General features: G+C 55.1%; 23 protein-coding genes. 15 read left to right on the top strand and 8 right to left on the bottom strand.

The genetic code is table 11. The features are described from left to right. Positions 1-106 precede the first annotated feature (106 nt). Genes IPM59_01280 through sdhB form a run of 3 tightly spaced genes read left to right on the top strand, consistent with a single transcriptional unit; the run spans position 107 to position 3,414 of the window. Positions 107-826: a hypothetical protein gene (locus IPM59_01280; GenBank protein ID MBK9214227.1), complete on the top strand. Its 720-nt coding sequence runs from the start codon at positions 107-109 to the stop codon at positions 824-826. 12 nt (positions 827-838) lie between these two features. Further along, complete coding sequence (gene sdhA / locus IPM59_01275; GenBank protein ID MBK9214226.1) at positions 839-2,620, top strand: succinate dehydrogenase flavoprotein subunit; 1,782 nt, start codon at positions 839-841, stop codon at positions 2,618-2,620. Next, positions 2,617-3,414: a succinate dehydrogenase iron-sulfur subunit gene (gene sdhB / locus IPM59_01270; GenBank protein ID MBK9214225.1), complete on the top strand. Its 798-nt coding sequence runs from the start codon at positions 2,617-2,619 to the stop codon at positions 3,412-3,414. Before sdhA ends, sdhB begins: the two co-directional genes overlap by 4 nt. A 3-nt stretch (positions 3,415-3,417) precedes the next feature. On the opposite strand, the gene IPM59_01265 is transcribed toward sdhB, so the two are convergent. After that, positions 3,418-3,933: a hypothetical protein gene (locus IPM59_01265; GenBank protein MBK9214224.1), complete on the bottom strand. Its 516-nt coding sequence runs from the start codon at positions 3,931-3,933 to the stop codon at positions 3,418-3,420. 173 nt (positions 3,934-4,106) lie between these two features. On the opposite strand from IPM59_01265, the gene IPM59_01260 reads away from it, so the two are divergent. Together IPM59_01260 and IPM59_01255 are read left to right on the top strand one after the other, a co-directional pair. After that, positions 4,107-6,089 carry a DUF1800 domain-containing protein gene (locus tag IPM59_01260; protein ID MBK9214223.1) on the top strand — a complete coding sequence of 661 codons (1,983 nt, stop codon included), beginning with the start codon at positions 4,107-4,109 and terminating at the stop codon, positions 6,087-6,089. Beyond that, the gene (locus IPM59_01255; protein MBK9214222.1) at positions 6,090-7,103 is read left to right on the top strand and encodes a serine hydrolase; all 1,014 of its coding nucleotides are present in this window, start codon (positions 6,090-6,092) and stop codon (positions 7,101-7,103) included. It begins immediately after the preceding gene. On the opposite strand, the gene IPM59_01250 is transcribed toward IPM59_01255, so the two are convergent. Beyond that, positions 7,080-7,811, bottom strand: a complete 732-nt coding sequence (locus IPM59_01250; GenBank protein ID MBK9214221.1) for a rhomboid family intramembrane serine protease — start codon at positions 7,809-7,811, stop codon at positions 7,080-7,082. The two genes, IPM59_01255 and IPM59_01250, sit on opposite strands and share 24 nt — an antisense overlap. Before the next feature lie 3 nt (positions 7,812-7,814). Next, the gene (locus IPM59_01245) at positions 7,815-9,227 is read right to left on the bottom strand and encodes a dicarboxylate/amino acid:cation symporter (GenBank protein MBK9214220.1); all 1,413 of its coding nucleotides are present in this window, start codon (positions 9,225-9,227) and stop codon (positions 7,815-7,817) included. 101 nt (positions 9,228-9,328) lie between these two features. On the opposite strand from IPM59_01245, the gene IPM59_01240 reads away from it, so the two are divergent. Further along, on the top strand, positions 9,329-9,838 hold the full coding sequence (locus tag IPM59_01240) for a histidine phosphatase family protein (protein MBK9214219.1): 510 nt from the start codon (positions 9,329-9,331) through the stop codon (positions 9,836-9,838). 4 nt (positions 9,839-9,842) lie between these two features. Here IPM59_01240 and IPM59_01235 read toward each other — a convergent pair whose 3' ends face one another. Further along, positions 9,843-10,925 carry a VWA domain-containing protein gene (locus IPM59_01235; GenBank protein ID MBK9214218.1) on the bottom strand — a complete coding sequence of 361 codons (1,083 nt, stop codon included), beginning with the start codon at positions 10,923-10,925 and terminating at the stop codon, positions 9,843-9,845. Positions 10,926-10,933: 8 nt separating this feature from the next. Beyond that, positions 10,934-11,899 (bottom strand): VWA domain-containing protein, encoded by a 966-nt coding sequence (locus IPM59_01230; GenBank protein ID MBK9214217.1) that lies wholly within the window; start codon positions 11,897-11,899, stop codon positions 10,934-10,936. A 134-nt stretch (positions 11,900-12,033) separates the two neighbouring features. Between IPM59_01230 and IPM59_01225 the strand changes: the two genes are divergently transcribed. The 4 genes from IPM59_01225 to IPM59_01210 all read left to right on the top strand — a co-directional run bounded on the left by IPM59_01225 (position 12,034) and on the right by IPM59_01210 (position 14,350). Beyond that, entirely contained in the window at positions 12,034-13,416 is a 1,383-nt protein-coding gene (locus tag IPM59_01225; protein ID MBK9214216.1) for a phosphomannomutase/phosphoglucomutase, read from the top strand. A gap of 278 nt (positions 13,417-13,694) precedes the next feature. Further along, positions 13,695-13,937, top strand: coding sequence for a hypothetical protein (locus tag IPM59_01220; GenBank protein ID MBK9214215.1), 243 nt, complete (start codon positions 13,695-13,697; stop codon positions 13,935-13,937). Further along, entirely contained in the window at positions 13,934-14,152 is a 219-nt protein-coding gene (locus IPM59_01215) for a DUF2283 domain-containing protein (GenBank protein MBK9214214.1), read from the top strand. The genes IPM59_01220 and IPM59_01215 overlap by 4 nt, the downstream gene beginning before the upstream one ends. 6 nt (positions 14,153-14,158) lie before the next feature. Beyond that, complete coding sequence (locus tag IPM59_01210; GenBank protein ID MBK9214213.1) at positions 14,159-14,350, top strand: hypothetical protein; 192 nt, start codon at positions 14,159-14,161, stop codon at positions 14,348-14,350. A 252-nt stretch (positions 14,351-14,602) separates the two neighbouring features. On the opposite strand, the gene tnpA is transcribed toward IPM59_01210, so the two are convergent. Both tnpA and IPM59_01200 read right to left on the bottom strand, forming a co-directional pair. After that, positions 14,603-15,049 (bottom strand): IS200/IS605 family transposase, encoded by a 447-nt coding sequence (gene tnpA, locus IPM59_01205; protein MBK9214212.1) that lies wholly within the window; start codon positions 15,047-15,049, stop codon positions 14,603-14,605. Between the two features lie 859 nt (positions 15,050-15,908). Next, the gene (locus IPM59_01200) at positions 15,909-16,580 is read right to left on the bottom strand and encodes an RNA polymerase sigma factor (GenBank protein ID MBK9214211.1); all 672 of its coding nucleotides are present in this window, start codon (positions 16,578-16,580) and stop codon (positions 15,909-15,911) included. Between the two features lie 277 nt (positions 16,581-16,857). On the opposite strand from IPM59_01200, the gene IPM59_01195 reads away from it, so the two are divergent. Continuing rightward, entirely contained in the window at positions 16,858-17,601 is a 744-nt protein-coding gene (locus IPM59_01195) for a hypothetical protein (protein ID MBK9214210.1), read from the top strand. Positions 17,602-17,890: 289 nt separating this feature from the next. Next, positions 17,891-18,325, top strand: coding sequence for a type II toxin-antitoxin system VapC family toxin (locus IPM59_01190; GenBank protein MBK9214209.1), 435 nt, complete (start codon positions 17,891-17,893; stop codon positions 18,323-18,325). Here the strand turns inward: IPM59_01190 and IPM59_01185 are convergent. Beyond that, a complete protein-coding gene (locus IPM59_01185) occupies positions 18,313-19,446 on the bottom strand; it encodes an aminotransferase class V-fold PLP-dependent enzyme (protein ID MBK9214208.1) in 1,134 nt (377 codons plus the stop codon). The two genes, IPM59_01190 and IPM59_01185, sit on opposite strands and share 13 nt — an antisense overlap. 79 nt (positions 19,447-19,525) lie before the next feature. On the opposite strand from IPM59_01185, the gene lepB reads away from it, so the two are divergent. The 3 genes from lepB to IPM59_01170 all read left to right on the top strand — a co-directional run bounded on the left by lepB (position 19,526) and on the right by IPM59_01170 (position 22,717). Continuing rightward, positions 19,526-20,230, top strand: coding sequence for a signal peptidase I (gene lepB, locus IPM59_01180; GenBank protein MBK9214207.1), 705 nt, complete (start codon positions 19,526-19,528; stop codon positions 20,228-20,230). A 51-nt stretch (positions 20,231-20,281) separates the two neighbouring features. After that, entirely contained in the window at positions 20,282-21,370 is a 1,089-nt protein-coding gene (gene carA / locus IPM59_01175; protein ID MBK9214206.1) for a glutamine-hydrolyzing carbamoyl-phosphate synthase small subunit, read from the top strand. 75 nt (positions 21,371-21,445) lie between these two features. Then, positions 21,446-22,717 (top strand): hypothetical protein, encoded by a 1,272-nt coding sequence (locus IPM59_01170; protein MBK9214205.1) that lies wholly within the window; start codon positions 21,446-21,448, stop codon positions 22,715-22,717. The last annotated feature ends 18 nt before the right edge of the window (positions 22,718-22,735 follow it).

Here is a 22,735-nt window from a genome sequence, read left to right as displayed (position 1 = left end):
CTTATCTGAAACGAGACTTATCATAAAAATTTCAGGTGTAAGCTTGGCGAACTTTGCCGTTTGCCTTTAGACTTTAGAAAAGACCTCAGAGACTCGGATCAAGTAGATGGCGATCGAATTCTCCAGAACGTTTCTGTTGCGCAAGCTACATCAGATCAGCGGTATTGCGCCGTTGGGACTGTTCTACTTCGTCCACCTCTATACGAATTCAACTGTATTGAATGGCGGCAAGGTCTTTAACGAGCACGTTGCCGACATCCATGAGATGCCGTATCTTCTCCTGATCGAGATCGGCGGCATCTTCCTGCCTTTGATCTTTCATTCGGTTTACGGCATTCTCATCTCGTCGGAATCCAAGCCCAATGTCCTCGCGTATGGCTATGCGAGGAACTGGTTTTATCTTTTGCAGCGGCTGACCGGGATATATTTATTCTTCTTTCTTTTCTTTCACATTCTGAACTTCCGGTTTGGCCTGATACCGGGGCTGAACATGACGCCGGTGGCGGGCAATGCGCATCGTGCGTTTGGGATAGTTTCGGACGAATTCCAGATCACATGGGTGTTGGTGGTGTATATCTTGGGCGTGCTTGCAACAGCATGGCATCTGGCATATGGTGTGTTCCTTTTCGTCGTCGATTGGGGGTTGGTGATAGGCGAAAAAGCGCAGAAGCTTACAATGTATGCATCTCTTACATTGGCCTTGGTCCTTGGCGTTACGGGCGTGAATGCGGCTTTTGCATTTGTCCGGCCCTGCGGCCTGTTGCCGCAGGCTTTATGTGAGACGCCGCGTCCGACGTTTGATCGGCCGCAGCCCGGAGTGCGGTAGAGTTTTTTTGTTATGGCAAGAGGTCTAAAAATAGCTATCGTCGGCGGCGGCCTCGCCGGTCTGGCGGCGGCGATGAAGATCGCCGAGGCGGGCCACGACGTTGACCTGATCTCGGTCGTGCCTGTAAAACGGTCGCACTCGGTCTGCGCTCAAGGCGGCATAAACGGCGCGGTAAATACCAAGGGCGAGGGTGATTCGCCGGCGAAGCATCTAGACGACACCGTATATGGTGGCGATTTTCTCGCGAACCAGCCACCTGTCAAGCGAATGTGCGACATGGCGCCCGAGATCATTTACCTATTTGATCGAATGGGCGTCCCATTTTCGCGGACGAAAGAAGGTTTGATGGATTTTCGCCGCTTTGGCGGGACGCTGCATCATCGCACGGCGTTTTCGGGGGCGTCGACGGGACAACAGCTTCTCTACGCGCTGGACGAACAGGTTCGCCGATGGGAGGTTGCCGGCAAGGTCACGAAATACGAAGGCTGGGAGATGGTCTCGCTAGTGCTCGATGATAATCAGGTCTGTCGAGGCCTCGTAGCGATGAACTTGCAGTCGCTGGAATTGAAGTCATTCTCGGCTGATGCGGTCATAATGGCGACAGGCGGACCCGGACTGATCTTCGGTAAATCGACCAATTCGATGACGTGTACCGGCTCGGCAACATCAGCCTGTTATCAACAGGGAGCAAGATACGCAAATGGCGAGTTCATTCAGGTGCACCCGACGTCGATTCCCGGTGAGGACAAGCTGAGGCTGATGAGTGAATCGGCCCGCGGCGAGGGCGGCCGCGTTTGGGTACCGAAGGCCGACGGCGATGCGCGAAATCCGCGTGATATTCCCGAGAGCGAGCGTTGGTATTTCCTGGAGGAAAAATATCCTGCGTATGGCAATCTGGTTCCGCGTGACATCGCGACGCGCGAGATATTCCAGGTCTGTATCGAGGGCCATGGAGTCGGGGGCGAAAATCAGGTCTATCTGGATCTGACACATATTCCGGCCCAGACGCTGACCGAACGGCTTGGTGCAATTCTTGAGATCTACGAGATGTTCGTCGGTGACGACCCGCGATTTGTGCCAATGCGTATTTTTCCCGGCGTGCATTATTCCATGGGCGGATTGTGGGTCGATTTTGAACAGCGGACAAATATCCCCGGACTCTTCGCCGCGGGTGAATGCGATTATTCGATACACGGCGCGAATCGGCTTGGGGCCAACTCGCTTGTTTCCTGTGTTTACGGCGGCTTCGTTTCGGCGCCTTCGGCCATTGAGTATGCGAAAAACGTCGAACGCGGGACTACGGAAAGCAACGGCATTCATGACTCGGAGCTAAAGCGCCAACAAGAGATCAACGACGCCATCATCAGCAGCGAAGGTGGTGAGAATCAGTACAAGCTGCACGAAGAACTCGGCAAGGTGATGACCGACAATGCAACCGTAGTTCGCTACAACGACCGGCTGCAGGCGACAGACGATAAGATCCGTGAACTGCAGGAGCGCTTTCAAAAGATCTCGATCAATGATTCTAATCTCTGGGCGACACAGGCGGTGCCACATGCGAGGCAGCTAAAGAACATGTTCGAACTGGCGCGCGTCATTGCACTCGGAGCACTGAACCGCAACGAATCGCGCGGCGCACATTACAAGCCTGATTTTCCGGATCGCGATGACGAGAATTTCCTAAAGACGACGATCGCGGAGTATGCAGTCGAGGCTCCTGTGTTGAGCTATGAACCGGTCGACATCTCGCTGATCGAGCCGCGAAAACGCGATTATTCCAAGGGTAAGAAATGACAGCTGTTCATCACGAAAAGGCGCGGCTTGACAACCCTCCCGCGAAGATCAAATTCAAGATCCAACGACGGGAGCGCGAGGGCGGGCCGACGCGCTGGGAAACCTTCGAAATACCGTATAGGCGAAACCTAAACATCATTTCAGCACTCATGGACATTCGCAAGAATCCGGTGACCGCCGACGGGAAACAAACAACACCGCCGGTCTGGGACATGTCGTGCCTCGAGCAGGTCTGCGGTATCTGCACTATGGTGATCGATGGCCGCGTGCGCCAGTCGTGCTCTGCGTTGATAGACGATCTGCTGCTTCGATCGAATAGCGACACCGTGACCTTGCAGCCGATGTCAAAGTTTCCGAATGTGCGAGACCTTAAGGTAGACCGGTCGAGAATGTTTGACCATCTCAAGCAGGTCGAGGCTTGGATAGAATTGGACGGCACATATGATCTCGGTCCGGGGCCGCATATCCCGAATGAGACTGCCCAGGAACGTTATGTCTATTCGCGATGCATGACGTGCGGCTGCTGTCTTGAAGCCTGTCCTCAATATAGCGGTGAGCAATACATTGGCCCGCAGGCAATTGCGCAGGCAAGGCTGTTTAATATGCATCCCACGGGCAAGATCACGAAGACCGAACGCCTGAATGGCCTGATGGGCGATGATGGGATAACAAACTGCGGGAACGCGCAGAACTGCATGCAGGTTTGTCCGATGAACATTCCACTGCCCAAGGTCATTTATGAGACCAACCGTGATATCACTGTGGACGCCCTGTTTGGCTGGCTGAAGAAATAACCGCTATTTAACGGAAAACGTGCGGGCGATCGAGTCCGTCTGGCCTCGCAGGGACCGCATTGAGTCTTTCAATCCGGTGAAGCGAAGCAAATAAACGGATGCGTTACCCGAGCGCAGGAAATAGAATCTCCCGGCCATCGTGCGGCCTGCCGCGACATATTCGAAGTTGTAGATCGTGCCTTTTAGTTTACCTGCGAAGTTCTCTTCCTTTCCGGCGACGAATCCGAGGCGGAACATCAGCTTTTGTTCCTCGTCACGAACAAGATCAGTGAGCAGGCCGTCGCGAGCCATTGACTGTTTGCGAACTTCGAGGTGGCCGTTGCGCCGGTCTCCGAACACATACTCTACACCGGCATCCGTGGCGGACGGTTTGACCGTTATCTTCCATTTTTCATCCGGCAGGAGGAACGTGTAGTCGGCCAGCGGATCACTGAATGCCTGATCCTGGCCATACGCCGACATGACGACTGCCAAGAGGACGAAAAACGGGAGCAAATATCGCGATCTATCTGTCAGCATTGAGTGGTTCCTCTGTCGAATTCTAGCGTAAAGTTAACCAAATATCGAGACATTCGATGAGAGACATCGTCGGCTTGTTGCCCAAGTAACATATCCGACGAGTGCGGATTTCTTCGACAAATACATAATGCGCGGCATCTAATCTGATAGCTATTATTAGAGAGGCAGATTTTATGAACAAGCATAACAGGGTGACGCGCAAACTTGCGGCCGCCGGTCTCATGACGGTTTTACTGGCTCCCGTGATCTCGGTAAAGGGCGAAAAACGGGCCTATACGAAGCTCACGGAGGAACAGAAGATCATTCATGTGCTAAATCGGCTTGGTTTCGGTGCCCGACCGGGTGAGGTTGATAAGGTGAGGGCTATCGGCCTGCAGAAATTCATCGATCAACAGCTCGATCCGGCGTCGATCAAGGATGATGTCTTGGAGGCCAAGGTTAGAGATCTCGAGGCATTTAACCTGTCGACCTCTGAACTTTTTGCGAAATATCCGAATCCGGGCGCCCTGTTGCGGCAATTAGGCGGTAATCGCGGGCAACAGCCCGCCCAGAACGTTGACGAGATGGGTGAGGCCGAGAGGCGTGATCGCCAGCGAAAACTTCGCGAGTATTACCAGAAATACGATCTGAGACCGGCGAATACGCTGCTGCCACAGATCTCGACAAACAGGGTGCTGCGGGCCGTGTATTCCGAGCGGCAGCTTCAGGAGGTGATGGTCGATTTTTGGCAGAACCACTTTAACGTGTTTGCCGGCAAGGCGGCTGTCCGTTGGTATATTCCAAGCTACGAACGCGACGTCATTCGGAAGAACGCCCTTGGCAATTTCAAAGACCTTGTCGTCGGTACCGCACAGCACCCGGCGATGCTGTTCTATCTCGATAATTTCGAATCGATGTCGCCAAACGCTCAAGTTCGTGGTCAGGGTCGCGAAGGACAGCGGTTACAGCAGTTTATGCGGAATGGCGGACAGTTGACTCCGCAGATGCGAGAGCGTATCCGTCGACAGACCGGTGCCACTGATTCTGAGATCGAGGGACGAATTCGGCAGATGCGGAGCGATCAACAACCCGGACAGGCGCGACAGCGTCGCGGAATTAATGAGAATTATGCCCGCGAGCTGATGGAACTCCATACACTTGGCGTTGACGGCGGCTATACGCAGAAGGACATCGTCGAAGTTGCCAAATGCTTTACCGGCTGGACGATCGCTGACCCGCGCGGTTATCGGAGCGCGGCTGCAAACGAGATCAACGGAACGGAGAACCGCCGGATCGCACGCCTACAGCGAATGGCGGGCGTGCCTGACGATATCGAGAGCGGTGAATTCTATTTCAACCGCAACTGGCACGAGGGCGGGGCAAAGACTGTCCTTGGCGAGAGAGTGGACGAAGGCGGTGTCGGAGATGGCCTGAAGGTCATCGATATCCTAGTTGCCCATCCATCAACGGCGAAGTTCATCGCGCGAAAACTGGCAGTGAAGTTTGTGAGCGACACCCCGAGCGAGGCACTCGTCGGCCGGGTGGCGGAGGCCTTCAGCAAGTCGAAGGGCGATATCAAGGTAACGTTGAGGGCGTTGTTTACGGACAAGGATTTTTTTGCCCCTGAAAACTACAGAGCGAAGATCAAGTCACCGTTTGAGCTTGCTGTGAGTTCGATCCGGGCGCTCGGTGCTGAGACTGTCGGCGGCCCTGCAATGCTGGGAATGCTTACGAAGCTAGGCGAGGTGCCGTACGGCTATCAGGCCCCGACCGGGTATCCGGACACTGCTGAGGATTGGGTGAATACGGGTGCTTTGCTCGAGAGGTTAAATTTCGCCGTTGCGATCGCAAGCAACCGAATTCCCGGAACTCGCGTCGATCTCAGGGGGTTCGATCCGAAAGACAAGCGACGGATGCTTGACGTAGCTATCGAACAATTGCTTGATGGGGACATCTCGCAGACAACGCGGGCAACGTTGCTCAAACAGGTCGCACAACCATTACCGGAGGTCAAAGCACCGGCCGAGTTGGACGATGGGTTGACCGTAGATAATATGCGGGGTGGACAGCAGGGCGGTCGAAATCGACAGGTTCGGCTACTCGAACCGAGCGGTGATCCAGAAGTATTTAAGGTTGTGAGCCTGGTGCTCGGCACGCCCGAGTTTCAGCGACAGTAAATGATGAAAAGCCGTCAGAAGGCCGTGTTTTTATTGCTCTCTGCGTTGTTGCTCGTTCGCGGTGTCGCCGGGCAGGCGATGGTGCCCGACGCCGAGAGATTTCGGCTCGCGGCAGAATATTCACGCGAGAACCAAGGCGTATCGATGCTCGTGATCAAGGGCGAGAAGGTCGTATTTGAGGATGCGGCTCTCGATCTTGTCAAGGATATTCCATGGATGCTGGCGAGTGGGACGAAATCGTTCTCAGGGGTGATGTGTGCAGCCGCGATCGACGACAAGCTGATCTCGGGTTATGACGAGAAAGTTGCGGATACGATCACCGAATGGAAGAACGATGCCCGTAGATCAAAGGTAACGATCCGCCAACTTCTATCACTGACAAGCGGCATTGATGCAGGGCAGATCATGGTTGTTCCCACTTACGCCGATTCGATCGCGTCACCGGCGACATACGAACCAGGCACACATTTTGAGTATGGCCCTGTGCCATTTCAGATCTTTGGGGAGGTGATGACTCGGAAGCTGCTGTCGCGAAAGGAGACGGTTATGACATATCTCAAACGCCGTATCCTTGACCCGATAGGCATGAATGTTTCGCACTGGAGATCGTTCGATGATCAACCGCTGCTGCCGCAGGGCCTGGTCTTGCGGGCGAGCGAATGGGCAAAGTTCGGCGTGCTGCTTCGGGATCGCGGCAAATGGAAAGGAAAGCAGATCGTCAGTGCAAAATTACTCGATGAACTCCTGATCGGCTCCAATGCGAATCCCGCCTACGGGTTGACCTTTTGGCTGAACGCTGACGGGATCGGGCCGTCGGGCGGTTCTCGCCCGGGCATCTCGGGTGATATCGGCATGAAGAAGGTAAGCGAGATTCCCGACGTCTATATGGCTGCCGGAGCAGGGAACCAACGGCTTTACATCATTCCGTCACATGATTTGGTTGTTGTCAGATTCGGTATATTTGGCGGGTTCGACGACCGCGAATTCATCTCAAGGCTGCTGGCCGGGAAGTGATGCTCGCCGCCGGCCGATCGCAAAAATCTTGATCAGAGCTAATCCTGCGACAAATCCGCCGATATGGGCGGCATATGCGACGCCGCCGGTTCCTGCGGGTGTGAGATATCCGACGACAAGTTGATAAACGATCCACACGCCGAGGGCCACATAGGCTGGTATTGTTGTTAGGAAATTAAAGACGATCGCTCGAACCTCGTTTCGCGGAAACAGCAAGAGATAGCCGCCAAGAACTCCTGATATAGCCCCTGATGCGCCGAGCATCGGTATTATCGAACTCGTGTCCATTGCGATCTGCGCAATGGCTGCACCAACACCGCACACGAGATAGAACAGCAAATAGCGAATGTGCCCGAGCACATCCTCAAGATTGTCGCCGAACACGAACAGAAACATCATGTTCCCGAAAATGTGCATGATGTCGCCATGCATGAACATCGAGCTTAGGAAATTGAAGTATACGGGCAGCGGCGTGGCATAATGCGTCACCTGGCCGATGTTGCCGAATGAGTCACGAATGACTTGGACACCCGTCAGATCAGTACCGGTAGTGATCTCCCTCGGAACAAGCGAGAACGCGTATGAGAATCCGTCGTTGCTCCCGAGTTGCTGCAGCAAAAGAAAGACCAGAACATTGACCGCAATTATCGCCCAATTGACGACTGGCGTGATCCTCCGGTCAGAATTGTCATCACCAATTGGAAACATACCTTAACCGATCCCTGCACTCTCAGACGTTCGAAGTAATTCGTGGCCTTCGCTCCTGGCGACAAACGTTGCGGCCGTAATGTCGCCAACTACGTTCAACGTCGTGCGGCACATATCGAGGATCCTGTCCACGCCGAGGATAATTGCGATCAGGGCCGGGTCGATACCTATCATGGCGAGAATGCCGATGATGAATGGGATCGAGCCCGACGGAACGCCCGCCGTTCCGATACCACCGAGAATTGCCATATAAACGACCATGAGTTGCACGCTGAGCGTCAGCGGAACGCCGGCCAACTGTGCGATGAAGAGCACTGTCACGCCCTCGTAGAGTGCCGTGCCGTTCTGGTTTGCGGTCGCCCCAACAGTGAGAACAAAGCTATTTATCTCCTTGGGAACACCGAGGTTCTCGTTTGACACTCGCAGTGCCGTCGGCAGTGTCGCATTAGAAGACGAGGTTGAGAACGCAGTTACGATCACCGTGCGGACGCGCTTGAAGAATTCGATCGGACTGATCCGCGACAGGAACCAGACAGAAAGAGAATAGACACCAAAAAAGTGCAGTCCCAGGCCGAGCAGGACCGTCGCTACGAACCACCCGAGCGATCGCAGCAACTCAAGTCCGAATACCGCGATATTACTGAAGATCAAGCACGCTACCGCGTATGGAGCGAACTTCATGATGATGTCGATGATCTTTGATGTTATTGCAAAGACTGAATCCATCACCGCGACGAACGGCGAGGATACCGGTGCCGGCAGCAGCGTGATCGCCACTCCGATCATAAGTGCAAAGAACATAATATGCAGCATGTTCGGATTCTCACCTGCGATCGAGTTGAATACACTCTTGGGTACGATCGTCTTTACTGCTTGCATCAGCGGCGAATCACTTTTTGCAGCCTCATCGGCTTTCTTCTGTGCCTCGGTACGCGACGCCGCGTCGCTGGAGTATCTCTGTTCGAGTTGTGCCTTGACTTCGGGTGCGAGACGTTCGCCGGGCCGGATAGTATTTGCCAACCCGAGGCCGATCACGACCGAGATCGCAGAAATGATGAGGCAGTATGCAAACGATTTGATGCCAATGCGGCCGAGTTTTCGAATGTCGCCTATACCAGCGATCCCGACGATAAGCGACGAGAACACCAGCGGAACAACGATCATCAAAAGGAGATTAAGAAAGAGCGTGCCGATGGGCTGCGTGATATTCGCTATTGTCCACATCACGTTTGGGTGAGAACCACCCCATATCTGATTGGCTAAGACTCCTGCAATGACGCCCACCAAGAGGCCAAGAAGGATCTTAGTGTGGAGGGCCATGCCGCGTGGTTTGTCCGGCGTCTTGTCGTCGAGGTCAGTCGCCATATCGCGTTCGTAGTCGTCACCCGACAGTTTTCCTGTTTCCTGTTCGCTCATCTTGATCGCTCCCGTGTCCCGATTTGTGGTTTGTGCGAGTTTAGCAGAAGCCGGGCCAATTTGATAAATTTGCTTCCAGCTTCGCAACAACAAAAAGCCTTATGAAAGCTCAAATATTTGCCTTTCTGGCCTTCTCGCTTCTCCTGCTATTGTTGGCCGGGTTGGCCCATGGCCAAACAAAGACGATCGTGCTCGTCCGGCACGCGGAGAAGGACACAACGATCGCAGACGACCCCGATCCTGACCTTTCACCGGCGGGACGTGACAGGGCCGTGCGGCTTGAGGCGGCCGTGAGAAGGTATAGGCCATATGTGCTGTTTGCAACGTCGACGGCGAGGGCCCGGCGGACGATCGAGGAGGTTGCCGCTCGTCGAAAAAAGGTGATACAAACCTACGACCCCGCCCAACATGTAGAACTTGTAACGAATATCATCGCCAGCAAACGCCGCCATTTCCTTATTGCCGGACACAGCAATACGATTCCATTCCTTGCTAATTTATTCGCCCAAAAGGAGATCTTCCGCCAGTTGCCTGACGCTGAATACGGCGTAATCTATGTCGTGAAGCTAAAGAACGGTGTGTTCCGAAAGCTCGAGGTCTATGGGTACTAAGCGTCTATTTCTTTGTTGCCGTTTGCGCAAAATAGCCTTGTCGATGGGTGAGCTTTACCTTCTCCTTCACCAGCTGAGGATTCGCGATCTGAACCTGAATACGGCGATATGAACCGTCACGCTGCTGATTTGAGGGTTCGTAGGCTATGAGATACTGCGACCGCATTTCATCCTGGATCTGCCGGAAGGCATCCCTGAGCTCACGCTCATCACGGGGAAAGTAGGCTCGGCCGCCGGTTCGCTCTGAGATCTTCCGCAGAGTGCCCTTATCTACGCCGCTATAGAAATCATCACCGATACCGACTGAATATATCGTCGCCTCGGATCGAAGGGCGGCCTGCACCGCATCGTCCAGTTTCTTCTTTCCGTAAGTATTGACTCCGTCAGAGAGAAGAATGATCGCGCGCCGCGTGCGTTCCGGTGCGGGCCCCAGTATCTCATCAGAAGTTACCCAGATCGCATCCCAGATCGCCGTAGACCCCTGCGCCATTTGATTATCACCCGAGATAGGTGGCGTGCCGCCAGCCAGGACGCCGCCGCCAATATATCCTGATGGCGGAACAAACCGGACACTGTCGATCGATCGGCGAAGTCGGGCGAGGTTATTCGTCATGCCCTGCTCGAGCGTTGCGTCGCCGGTAAATGAGATCACGCAGACCTCATCCTTCGACGGCCGGATCACGGTCTCGAGAAACGAGATCGCGGCAGCCTTTTCCTCCGGCAGCGTGCGCTCCTGCGATGCGCTAACGTCGATCAGGATCGCGAGGCTTAACGGCAAGTCAACCTGACGCGAGAACGTGGTGATCTCCTGAGGTTGGTCATTCTCTAGCAACCTGACATCTTCCTGCCTGAGTGTTGTCAATAATCGCCTATTATTGTCCTGTGCGGTGAACAGTACATTCACAACCTCGGCATCGATCTTAATGACCTCGTCATCGTCGATCGGAGGCGGCGTCGGCGAGGGCGAAGTTGCCCAGTTTATCGGCACGTCTAGCTGTGAGCGTCTTGCATCGGCTACCGGCAAAAAGCCGACGGCCGTTATTATCACGACAAGACCAAAAATTGCGGCTTGAATCCAAAAACGCATGGCAAAATCTACTTCAGACTGTCGCGAATGGCCCGGTAACTCGTTTTGGTTCGTAACTTATACTTGCCGGCCTTGTCTTTGTCGGCGAGACGGACCTCAATTTTTCTTGTGCGTCCGTCATAGCTCTGGTCACCCGGTTTGTACGTGATCAGATACTGTGTCCGAAGCTCGTCAGAGATCTTCTTGAATGCTTTTTCGAGGGCGAGCATGTCACCGGTAAAAAAGGCTTCTCCGCCTGTCTGCTCGCAAAGTTCCGTGAGCGTTCGGTCGCCGCGGTCCTTTACCGTGCCGGCATCAACGCCGGGAACAGTGCCGAGAAAACCGGCCTTGGTGGAGATGCCAAAGATCGTCGTTTCAGTCCGTTGGGCAAGGTCGATCGCATCCTTCAGGTCGGCTCGGCTGAATGTGTCATCTCCGTCAGTGATCACGACGATCACGCGTCGGCCCGGAACATTCCGGAGCTTCTCATCAGCAAACTGCCAAACAGCATCGTAGAGGGCCGTTTGCGAGCCGGTCTTCTTGACCTTGTCGACAGCCCGCTGCAGCAGATCAAGCTTATCGGTAAAGTCCTGGACGAGGTTGATCTCGTGGTCAAAGGTCATGAACGCGGCCTTGTCTTTGCGAAGGCGGACGACCGAGTATAGAAAGTTTGCCGCGGCTTCCTTTGAGAATCCAAGCTTGCCGGCGGTCGATGGAGAGGTGTCCATCAGGACGCCGACGTAAACGGGTGGATTGGTCTTTTCGTCCGAGAAGAATGTGACCTCCTGAGGCTGGCCGTCCTCAAAAACAAGAAAGTCGCTACGACCCAGGCCCGTTATCAACTGTTTCTTGTCCGTTACGGTCACAGGCAGACGGACCTCAAAGACCTTGGTCGCTCCTGTATCGTCACCCGGCGGCGTCGGCGACGGTTGCTGGGCGGCCGCAGCTACCGCGAGCGAGAGCAAAATGGCGAATAAACCGATAGAACGCTTCATACTAGCCGGGAACTGAAAGGCACAAAATTCGATGCGCGCGAGGCACCGTCTGTTGCCAACTGTAAACACAGAAGTATAGCAAAAACGGGCATTTGCCTCACGGCGGGCTTTGCTGTGAGAATATAGCTCGACCAATGGACCCGCATATATTCAGAGAATACGACATTCGCGGCATCGTCGGGAGGCATCTGACGGACGAAACGGTTGCCGTCCTGGGCCGCGCGATCGGCACGTTTTTTCGGCAGAATAGAGCAACGCGCATCGCCATCGGATACGACGCACGCGAGAGCAGCCCGCGGTTTTGTGAGCTGCTGACGGCCGGTTTTAACGCTGTCGGCTGCGACGCGGTGCTGATCGGGATGGTGCCGACGCCGGTGCTGTATCACACGGTCTTCACACGCGACGTGGACGGCGGCGTGATGATCACCGGCTCACATAATCCGCCCGACCACAACGGCTTCAAGATCTGCCTCGGCAAAGCCGCCCTCTTTGGCTCGCAAATACAACAAATAAAAGAGATAGCACAGGCGGAAACACGAGCGGTAGCGAGCGTGCCCGATCCCCAACAACTCGGGAAGGCTGAAACCATCGACGTCCTCGCCGAATACTGCCGCGATATCGTTTCGCGGATCACGCTCGGCGACCGGCGAATCAAGGCCGTCGTCGATGCCGGCAACGGCATGGGGGGCGTCACGGCGGTGCCGGTTTTTGAGGCGTTGGGCGTCGAGATGGTCAAGCTCTACACCGAGCCCGACTCGACATTTCCCAACCATCACCCCGACCCGACGGTCGAAGAGAACCTCGCCGACACGATCGCTAAAGTATTGGAAACAAAAGCCGATCTGGGCATTGCGTTCGATGGTGACGGCGACCGCATCGGCGTCGTTGACGAGACTGGCCGCATCATCTGGGGCGACGAACTGATGGTGCTTTTCTCGCGGGCGATCCTACAAAACACACCCGGAGCGACGATCATCGCCGAGGTGAAATGCTCGCAGCGGCTGTTTGATGACATCGCTTCGCACGGTGGCAACGCCATAATGTGGAAGGCCGGCCACTCGCTCATCAAGGCAAAGATGAAGGAGACGAATGCCGCCCTCGCCGGCGAGATGAGCGGCCATATCTTCTTTGCTGACAGGTTTTACGGCTTTGACGACGCTACCTACGCTGCCTGCCGCGTGCTCGAGATCCTCTCAAAGACCGACAAACCTCTATCAGAACTCCTCGCCGATCTGCCGCCCACATTCTCGACGCCCGAGCTCCGCGTCGATTGCCCCGACGAAGCCAAATTCGACGTCGTAAATCGCGTAGCCAAACACTTTACGGCCACGCACGAGGTGATAACCATCGACGGCGCACGCATACTCTTCGACCACGGCTGGGGCCTCGTCCGAGCCTCAAACACCCAAGCCATCCTCGTCCTCCGCTTCGAAGCCGACTCGCCCGAGGCATTGAATGAGATCCGCGAGACAGTCGAGAGCCAGTTGGCAGTAGCGCTAGGCAGGCCTAAGACCTAAGACCTAAAATTGTATCGACAGAACCCGCATTTGTATCGACACTTTCCAGCAACTGTATCAACAAATTCAGTGTGATTAAGACCACCCGCTTGTCCCGTTAATTTCGATTATCGTCGTTAAGATTTCACGTCCCATTCTCCCTCGACTCGGCCGCGTCCGACCTGAGTATTGTCCCGCACCATCTCCGCCGTATCCGCCACCTCCGTCGGAACGCGGGCACCCTGCCCGCGCGTCGCTTGGGCTTTCGACTAACTCGGCGAATGTGATAAACATCTACTGTGCCGGAATACAAATTCACCGCCTATTTCGAGAATGAGGTGCTGCGAAAGCGAGACTATCTCAAAAAGGAATGGTGTATATTTTTTATTGAGAACGCGATCCGTGTCGAACGGCAGGATGACGAACGGATACGCTATTGGGCGAGGATTGACGAGTTAGACGGCCGGGTTTTGAGGGTTGTGACCCTTGACGACGGACTAACGATCCACAATGCGTTTCCTGACAGGAGCTTTAGCGAATGAAGATCAATTATTATCCGGAAACCGATTCGCTCTATATCGATCTTTCGCACAGGCCGAGTGCCGAGAGCCGCGAGGTGTCTGACGGCGTAGTGCTCGATTATGACGAAGCGGGCAACCTGGTCGGCATCGACATCGACCACGCCAGCACAAAGCTCGCCATGAACGAAATAGTCCTCGGCCGCCTGCCTGCGGCGACCGAACTTGTGCCTGCGTGACCTGGTATGAAACGTGAAAAAGAAGACCCCGGCATTGCTTGGATCCGCGAGGTGAGGCACAAGATCTCTGCCCGATTTGACCACGACACAAAGCGGCTTATCGACCATTACATCGAATATCAAAAGAAATTCGCCGACCGCCTCGAACCGGTCACAAAGGCTGGTAAACCGGAACCGGCTGAGGTCGTAGGTAAGTGACCGACGAATCACACAACGAATTTTTCGAGGATCTTAAGGCTGGTCTTCAGGCGGCTATTGAGCATGCCTCTGGGAAACGTGCTGACCTGCGGACGACGACGCTGCCGAGGCCGCCGAAGCGGAGCAACCAAAACGCGCCGGGTAAGTTATCTTTTTTAAAGTCGGCGGAGCCGACGATGTATTTGTAGCCCACAGTGCGAACTGTGGGAGAAGGTCAAGCCAATGGTGTTAGCCGTTGAAAACGGCGGCATATCAATCCCATAAATATCGTTCATCGTAATCCACGCAGTGTTTGTCCAAGAGCGAGACGAATTCGGTTTTGAAGTCAAATTCATGGTGGTGGCGTTCCTGGTCCTTGATGTATTTGGCGACGGCATCGACGTTCGACCGCGACACGCTAAATGCGCCGAAGCCCTTTTGCCACGCGAACTTGATCCCGAACCGCTCTTTCATCCAGCGTGATGAATTGGCTTTAACGAACCGCATTGCGTCGGAGATAGATACGGTTGGCGGCAACAGGATCAGCAGATGCACATGATCGACTACGCCGTTGACGATTATCGCTTTGCCTTTTAGCTCCCGGACGAGTCCGCCGATATATGCAAACAACTCCGCGCGGATCTCAATTGGGATCAACGGGAGAAAACCTTGCGTGCTGAAAACAATGTGACTCAATAGATTTGTGTGCGTGCGTGCCATAGTGACTTTATGCCGCCGTCGTCGACGGCTCAGTGGTATATTTGGACGAATCCCACATCTCGCGATGTGGACTACAAATATTACACCGTCCTCGACGGTTTTTTCCAGATGCTATTTCATCAGTCTCTGGGCTCAATCATATATGCCGCCCGCGACGCGGGCGGGTGCTTGCATCTTGACACCGACGTTGAAGGCAAAGCGGGTTAGGCCAGCAATTCTTGAGTCTGCGGAGCAGACGGCATATTGGTAGCCCCATGTGCGAACGTGGGGTTGGGCGTTTATAGGTTCGCGAGTGTGTGGAACACACGGCATATGCCGCATGCTACGCACGCTCGATCCGGTGGTTACCTCTTCCCCACGTTACGCGAAAAACGCTTCACGTGGGGCTGCATATATGTCGCCCGCTACACGGGCTGGTGCCGGGTCCCTGAAGTGGACGACTTTAGTAGCCTGGGGTGCCGGTTGCGGCGTTTCCGCAACACTGGCACGGATTGTGTGCCAGAAACCCCAGGTTTATGGTGCAAGCGTTTTCGCTCCCTGTAAGGGAGTAACTGCGCTCGGGTGGTTATTCGTCCCACACAGGGACGGGTCAATTTGGGCGTCGGTTTCGTAGGGTGTCACCCTGCGCTATTGGATTTGTCACCTTCGGTGACAGGACGGGCAGGGCCTACGGTCCGGCGGGAGTTGCAGGCATGCTGTACGCCATCCGACGAAACGAAAAAGGCTTCCCGGATGGGAAAGCCTTTTTGGTTATGATCCTGAATATTTTTCTGCCGGGCTGAGCCGCGGGTGTCGGCGCCCTTCCTTACGGGCGGGCTACGGACACCGGCGGGCTGCTGAAGCGGACCGGCTGCCGACGCTACGCGTCAACGCTGACGAGGCGTGGGTTGGCCTTCTTTTTGAGCAGCTTCTGCAGCTTGAGCCGGGCCTTGTGAAGCTGGCTCTTTGAGGTGCCGACGGAGCAGCCGAGAATTCGGGCGACCTCTTCGTGTTCAAAGCCCTGAACGTCGTGCAGGACAAAGACGCTCTTGTAGCCGGTCGGCAACTGCTCGATCGCGTTATCGAGGGCGATCTTATCGACGATCTGCATCTTGTGCGGGTCGCCGGTGCCGGTCACGACCTGGTCGGGCGTTTCGCCTTCTTCGGTCGTTTTTTCAAGCTTGACCGACCGTTTGCGAAAGTGCATCAGCACCTGGTTGACGGTCATGCGGTGGAGCCACGTCGTGAATGCCGAGTCGCCGCGGAACGAGCCGATCTTGCGATAGAGCTGGATGAAAACGTCCTGCGTCAGGTCTTCGGCCTCGCTGGTGTTTTGCAGCATCCTGAGGCAGATCGAATAGACACGCCTGTGGTGCCGCTTGTAGAGCTCCTCGAAGGAGCCGATGTCGCCATTTGAGGCAGCACGTGCCAATTGTTTGTCATCGGCCTTTTCGACGTCGGCGATCGAACCGTCGAGAAAGAATTTGACCTCGTCCGAACTCACACCCTGCTCGCTGCGGAACACCGGAAAGTTTAAGGTCTCTGTAGTCATTTTATTTCCCTCCCCGCCAGGATAACTTCAAACGCCGTGCCACACTCATCAACAACATGAACGATGCAGTAATTCACGCCTTGCAGCCGCAAAAGATGCGATTATTTCAGGCATATTCATATCTTCGCCGTTCATCAAAGGACAGATTCGTTTAGCGCCTCGCATGCGGCACGTGCGTTAATTCGTATACCATTTCGTGCGCTTGCGGATAGGTCGTTTTTGGCGTCTGTAATGGTAGAATCGACACTTCTATCGTGGCGCAGGTGTCTAAATAGGTATGTTCGCGGGATCACTCAAGGTGAAAGGGGCTGTGTTGCTGCTGTGTTTGGCGGCCGCCTCGACATTTGCTCAAGATGCGAACGGGCCGGCGTCACGAAGCCTCGAGGTTTCTGAGGTCGACGGCATTCCCGTGCTCGTAAAACACCTGCCCGACTGGGAAGCTGTGCGGCCGACAACTGTCTTTGCACATACTACGGCTGAACTAAAGGCGTCACTCGGCGAGCGGCCCGTGCTCGATCTGATCGACTGGACGGCGGGGACCGAGGCCGTGACCGCGGCATATCCCGCGGGCCGGCTGCTCATTGTTGAGTTTACATCGCCGCAAGGGTCATCTGACGCCGATGCCAAGTTCAGCGGCTTTCTCGCAGGCGATGATTCCACGGCATATCGGCGGATCGGCAATTATAACGCGATGGTGTTCGATGCTGCCGATCGCGGACAGGCCGAGGCGTTGCTCGATCAGGTCAGATACGAGAAGCAGATACAATGGCTCGGGAACAATCCGTTTCGCATCTCAGCCGAGCGGGCGTTCGTTCTGACGACGACCGATATCTTTATCTCGACGGTGCTTGTGATCACGATCGGCATCGGTGTGGCGTTGATCGGCGGCGTGATCGTTGGGCTTGTTTATTTTCGGTTTAGCCAAAAACGGCGGGCACATCTCGCGACGTTCTCTGACGCCGGCGGCATGACGCGGCTCAATCTGGACGGCTTTACCTCCGAAAAACTACTCAAAGAATAGTAATTGAATGCTTGCTATCAATCTGATAGCATTCTTGAGTGGAGGAAGTATTCATGCCTGATGTATTAGTCAGAGGTCTGGAACCATCGGTGATCGAACGATTGAAGGCGCGCGCAAACCGGGAAAACAGGTCATTGCAGGCCGAGGTGAAGAGCATACTCACCGAGGCTTCAACAAGAACGTCCACATTGAGCAGACGTGAAGTGGCGAGAAGGATACGTGAGTCGATCGCACGGTCTGGGCGACAGCAGACTGATTCCGCGCTCCTTCTGCGTGAGGATCGCGACCGATGAGAATCGTTATCGATGCGAGCGTTCTAATAAAGTGGTATGTCGCCGAAACAGATTTTGCTCAAGAAGCAGAGTATTTGACCGATGACTCATTTGACCTCCACGCCCCTCAACTTATTCTCGCCGAGATCGGGAATATCCTTTGGAAGAAGTATTCGAGAGGTGAGCTTGACGAGAGTCAGGTGTTGAGAATCCTCAGAGAATCAGACATAGATAGGGAATTAGTTTTACACTCTCATCAACCACTGGTCGAGGAAGCCGTGAAATGTGCGATGGAAACACGTCAAACGGTTTACGACTGGATGTATCTGACTTTGGCTTTAGCACTGGATATCCAATTCGTGACGGCCGACGCGAAGTTTTTTAACAACGTCAGTCAAACAAAATACTCGAATCATCTCTGTTGGATCGGTGATGTCCGTCAGTTGGTCTGAGGCAGGGCTTCCAAGAATCGATCGATATCTCCCGCATCATTGTAGTAATGCGTGGCTATGCGAACTCGGTCGGCCCGGGGCGAGACGACAATGCCCTGTTCTTCAAGATGAGTGGTGACCTCGTCCGGACTGAGGCCGTTGCGGTGGCGGATGCAGACGATGGCGGATCGCTCGCCGGGTTCGCGAGAGCTGACGATGTCGTAGGGCTTGGCGGCGAGGCCGGCACAGAGCTCGTCGGTCAAGGTGCCGATGTATTGCTCGATACTGTCAAGGCCGCTTTCGGTGAGGAGCTTTAGGCTTTGCTCGAGGCCATAGAAGAGCGACGAGCAGCCTGTACCGCTTTCCCATGCGAGGGCGGTCGGTTTGAATGGCTGTTCGCGGTCGTCAAAATCCCAAGGCGTTTCCACACTGATCCAGCCGACGAGCGTCGGTTTGACACGTTCGCGGGCACGGTCGGATAGATAGAGAAAGCCGCAGCCTTCGGGAGCACAGAGCCATTTGTGGCTGGCCCCGCCGGCGGCATCGACGAACTGGGCGGGCAGGTCGTAACGACGCGCGCCGAGGCCCTGAATGACATCAACGCAAAACAGGGCATCGACCGCACGGGCCGCGCGGCCGATACGTTCGAGGTCGGCACGAAAGCCGGAGGCGTACTGCACCGAGCTGATCGCTACGACCTTTGTGTTGCTGTCGATCATCGAGATCAAGTCGTCAAGATCGATGCGGCCGTTGCGTTCGGGAGTGAGGCGAAGCTCGATGCCCTGTTCGTCGCGGATACGACGCCAGGCGTAATAGTTGGCCGGAAATTCCCCCGCAAAGCTGACAATATTGTCACCCGGCCGCCATGTAAGGCCATTCGCGATGGTCGCAAGACCGTCCGACGTGTTGCGCATAAATGCGACCTGATCGGAACGCACGCCAAGCATGTTGGAGAGCAGGCCGCGGGCACGTTTCTTGGTATCGATCCAGCCCTGATAACCGAGGCCGCCGGCGGTCGATACGTCATTCAGCTGCCATTGGATAGCCTCGACAGCGCTCCTGGGTAATGGTGAGACGGCGGCGCTGTTGAGATAAGTCAGATGGCTGATCGAGGCGAATTGCGAGCGGACGTGATCGTTCATTAAGAGATTTCTTTTGACAAACTTCTCGATTAAATCCGATTATTAACATTAGGGCGGCAGGACGCCCGCGGTCTTGATTATGTTGGATTTTGGCAAGAAAGACCATTCTGACTTCGGCTTTGTCTCGCCGACGGATGACGCCGGTATCGAGGTTGTGTCGTTAAAGCGCGAATCGCGTCAGGGTCTGTTTTCCGAGGGGCTAAAGCTTTTTCGCGACATATTCCTGATCGTGGTGGTCTTTATCCTTTTCGGTGTTTTCTTTGTCCAGCCCGTAGTTGTCGAGGGCACATCGATGCTGCCGCAGCTTCAGGACGGCGAACGGCTGCTTGTCAATAAGCTGGTCTACTACCAGATCCAATCGGTCAGTTGGGGCCATATCGAGCGCGGCGATATCGTTGTTTTTTGGTATCCTAACGACCCTGAGAAATCCTACGTCAAGCGCGTGATCGGGCTGCCGGGCGAGATGGTCGAGGTCCGCAGCGGCAAGGTGCTGATCAATGGCGTCGAACTGAAGGAGCCATATCTCGATTCTGAACACAACCGATCACTCCCGAGCTATCCTGTCAGGAAGGTAGATGAGCATCATTATTTTGTGATGGGCGATAACCGTGATAACTCGTCCGACTCGAGGTATTGGGGCCTCGTGCCCGAAAAATACATCTACGGCAAAGCTTTTTTTCGCTATTGGAAGCCGCAGGATATGGGCTTTCTCGAACACGGCGAATACGACGCGAGCGTGTCCGTCACTCCTCAGATCAAGAGCGGTCAGCCGGACCTCCACTAACGATCCTGTCCAGATACGAAGTTCGCCTTCTATGCGTTAGAATTGACGACGATGAAGAGCGCGATATTGGTGCTTGAAGACGGCCGCGCGTTTAGGGGCCGCTCATTCGGCGCAGCCGGTGAGTCATTCGGCGAGATGGTCTTTAATACCTCAATGACCGGCTATCAGGAGATCCTGACCGATCCGAGCTACGCCGGTCAGATCGTCGCGATGACGTATCCGTTGATCGGCAACTACGGCGTCAACGACGAAGACGTCGAATCGCGTCGGCCGTGGGTTGAGGGATTCGTCGTACGCGAGGCGAGCCGGATCGCATCGAATTTTCGCTCGACAGGGTCGCTGCAGGATTATCTTCGCGACAACAACATCGTCGGCATCGAGCATATCGACACACGTGCCCTGGTGCGGCACATCCGCGACAAGGGGGCGATGCGGGCGGGCATCTCAACTGATAATGCTGACCCTAAAGTATTGCTGGAAAAGGTTTTAGCGTCGCCAGAAATGGCGGCTCGGGAGTTGGCGAGTTCTGTAACGGTCGAAGGGGATTATTGCTATCCGGCCGCCGGCGACGAGAAATACCATATCGTCACATTCGATTTTGGCGTGAAGACGAATAGCTTGCGCGAGTTTGCCAGGTTCGGCTGTCGCGTGACGGTCGTGCCTACAAATACGTCGGCTGACGCCGTTCTAGCGCTCAAACCTGACGGCATCTTTCTCTCAAATGGACCCGGCGATCCCGCTGCGATGGCGGATGTCGTCGGCGAAATAAAGAAACTCGCGGCTTCACAGACGCCGATATTCGGTATCTGCCTGGGGCACCAGCTGTTGGGTGAAGCATTTGGGGGCAGCACCTTTAAGCTTAAATTCGGCCATCGCGGCGGCAACCAGCCGATCAAGGACCTCACAACCGGGCGAATCGAGATCACCGCGCACAATCACGGGTTTGCCGTCGATGCCGACTCGCTCCCGGCCGAGGTTGAGGTGACGCATATCAATCTCAACGACCATACGGTCGCGGGGTTGCGGCACAAGACACTGCCGATCTTCTCCGTGCAGTACCATCCTGAATCGGCGCCGGGGCCGCATGATTCTGAATACCTGTTCGAGCGTTTTGTCGGCCTGCTGGACAAGAGGTCGTAGGTCACGATCGGTGCGGACGCACATGTTATACTCAACGAGTAAAGGTGTATTTTCCATGATATCGGAGGTCGCCAGATGTTTCGAAAAATTGTCCTTTCCCTATCGATCACCATTGCTCCGATAACCTGCGTTCTCTCTCAAACGCCATCGCCCACGCCGCTTTCACCTGACGCTCAGATGGCGGCACTGCAGCAACAGATCGACCTGCTCAAGAAACAGCAGGAATTCGAGAAGGCGAAGAGCGAGCTTGCCAACCAGCGGCTGAAGGAGGTCATGGAGGCACTGCCCAAGGTGACGGGCCTCAAGGTGCCGGAATCAAAGACGACCTTCACCGACGACCCAAAGCCGAGTGCCGAGACCGTGTCGCTCAGCTACGAGGCACTCAAGGCCTTGTCCGTGCAGATCGAGCCGATCATTCGTCCGATCACGTCGCAGTACGCAGGGATCGTCATTCACAATGAGACAGATTTTACGGCGCTGGCGAAATACCGCGTTTACCGCAGCCAATCGGATACCGCGCTAAAGAACTTTGAGGCGTGGCGAAAAAAAGTTGAGGATGAGGCACAGCGGCAAGCCAATGCGGGCGATATCAAGATAGAGGCCTTTGATCCGATCACTGCGGGCCTCAGTATTCCGACGATCGCGACCGCATTTGCCGGTTCGGTCGGCGAGCTGCTGTCGCTGTTCCGGACCGAGACGGCGATAACCGAAAGCGTTGATACGGTCGATGACGAAGCGCTCGGTGCGGCGATAGCGAGCGAGCTAAAGAAAGGGAACAGCCGGCTAAGGGTCCTTTATCCAAAGGCATTTGTCCCGGAATACGACCTTGAGAGCGAGGGGCGGGAATCGATTCTGCTCCGTGTCTCTGAGATCAATCAGGCGCTCGTTGAGGTAACCCGATTTCTGGCATGGGCAAATAAGCTCACGTCGGCGCAGCAGGAGATGATAGCCGCATTGATAGAAGGCGGCCGGACCGTAAAGGCCCAATTACAGTCACTGGCCGTAGCCAATGAGAAGGTCGGCGGCCAGGACGAACACAGCGCGGATGGTGATGACGACCGGCCGCAGCCGCAGCAGCAGTACAGCGACCTGAGGCAGCTTGTGAGGGCTGAGAAGCTTGACCGCTTTCTGCGCCAGGGTGCGGACTCGCGTATCGGTATCGTTAAATTGCGTTCATTGGCGTCGGGCGGGAGTCGTCGCGAGACGCGCAACCTGTTTCTAGGCAACAAGATCCGTTATAGCGGCAGCGTGACGATCGAATTTCTCCTCTTTGACATCGACGGCATGCTGCAGGCGTCAGAGATATTTTCGCTGCACACGGGTTTCAGGAAGCTCGTAAAGGACTGAATCAGGCTGCAAGGCCGA

Origin of the sequence: Chloracidobacterium sp. (assembly GCA_016715795.1) — a bacterium.
Taxonomy (GTDB): domain Bacteria; phylum Acidobacteriota; class Blastocatellia; order Pyrinomonadales; family Pyrinomonadaceae; genus OLB17.
Note: the sequence above shows the minus strand (reverse complement) of the source record. Positions and strands in the feature narration are given on the sequence as shown.

Bases quoted from the DNA above. Each gene is read 5' to 3' on its own strand.
- IPM59_01210 (MBK9214213.1), top strand. From the start codon at position 14,159: ATGAAACGTGAAAAAGAAGACCCCGGCATTGCTTGGATCCGCGAGGTG.
- IPM59_01215 (MBK9214214.1), top strand. From the start codon at position 13,934: ATGAAGATCAATTATTATCCGGAAACCGATTCGCTCTATATCGATCTT.
- IPM59_01195 (MBK9214210.1), top strand. From the start codon at position 16,858: ATGTTCGCGGGATCACTCAAGGTGAAAGGGGCTGTGTTGCTGCTGTGT.
- sdhB (MBK9214225.1), top strand. From the start codon at position 2,617: ATGACAGCTGTTCATCACGAAAAGGCGCGGCTTGACAACCCTCCCGCG.
- carA (MBK9214206.1), top strand. From the start codon at position 20,282: ATGAAGAGCGCGATATTGGTGCTTGAAGACGGCCGCGCGTTTAGGGGC.
- IPM59_01265 (MBK9214224.1), bottom strand. From the start codon at position 3,933: ATGCTGACAGATAGATCGCGATATTTGCTCCCGTTTTTCGTCCTCTTG.
- IPM59_01255 (MBK9214222.1), top strand. From the start codon at position 6,090: ATGATGAAAAGCCGTCAGAAGGCCGTGTTTTTATTGCTCTCTGCGTTG.
- lepB (MBK9214207.1), top strand. From the start codon at position 19,526: ATGTTGGATTTTGGCAAGAAAGACCATTCTGACTTCGGCTTTGTCTCG.
- IPM59_01235 (MBK9214218.1), bottom strand. From the start codon at position 10,925: ATGCGTTTTTGGATTCAAGCCGCAATTTTTGGTCTTGTCGTGATAATA.
- IPM59_01240 (MBK9214219.1), top strand. From the start codon at position 9,329: ATGAAAGCTCAAATATTTGCCTTTCTGGCCTTCTCGCTTCTCCTGCTA.
- IPM59_01230 (MBK9214217.1), bottom strand. From the start codon at position 11,899: ATGAAGCGTTCTATCGGTTTATTCGCCATTTTGCTCTCGCTCGCGGTA.
- IPM59_01250 (MBK9214221.1), bottom strand. From the start codon at position 7,811: ATGTTTCCAATTGGTGATGACAATTCTGACCGGAGGATCACGCCAGTC.
- IPM59_01185 (MBK9214208.1), bottom strand. From the start codon at position 19,446: ATGAACGATCACGTCCGCTCGCAATTCGCCTCGATCAGCCATCTGACT.
- tnpA (MBK9214212.1), bottom strand. From the start codon at position 15,049: ATGGCACGCACGCACACAAATCTATTGAGTCACATTGTTTTCAGCACG.
- IPM59_01170 (MBK9214205.1), top strand. From the start codon at position 21,446: ATGTTTCGAAAAATTGTCCTTTCCCTATCGATCACCATTGCTCCGATA.
- IPM59_01190 (MBK9214209.1), top strand. From the start codon at position 17,891: ATGAGAATCGTTATCGATGCGAGCGTTCTAATAAAGTGGTATGTCGCC.
- IPM59_01200 (MBK9214211.1), bottom strand. From the start codon at position 16,580: ATGACTACAGAGACCTTAAACTTTCCGGTGTTCCGCAGCGAGCAGGGT.
- IPM59_01260 (MBK9214223.1), top strand. From the start codon at position 4,107: ATGAACAAGCATAACAGGGTGACGCGCAAACTTGCGGCCGCCGGTCTC.
- IPM59_01280 (MBK9214227.1), top strand. From the start codon at position 107: ATGGCGATCGAATTCTCCAGAACGTTTCTGTTGCGCAAGCTACATCAG.
- sdhA (MBK9214226.1), top strand. From the start codon at position 839: ATGGCAAGAGGTCTAAAAATAGCTATCGTCGGCGGCGGCCTCGCCGGT.
- IPM59_01225 (MBK9214216.1), top strand. From the start codon at position 12,034: ATGGACCCGCATATATTCAGAGAATACGACATTCGCGGCATCGTCGGG.
- IPM59_01245 (MBK9214220.1), bottom strand. From the start codon at position 9,227: ATGAGCGAACAGGAAACAGGAAAACTGTCGGGTGACGACTACGAACGC.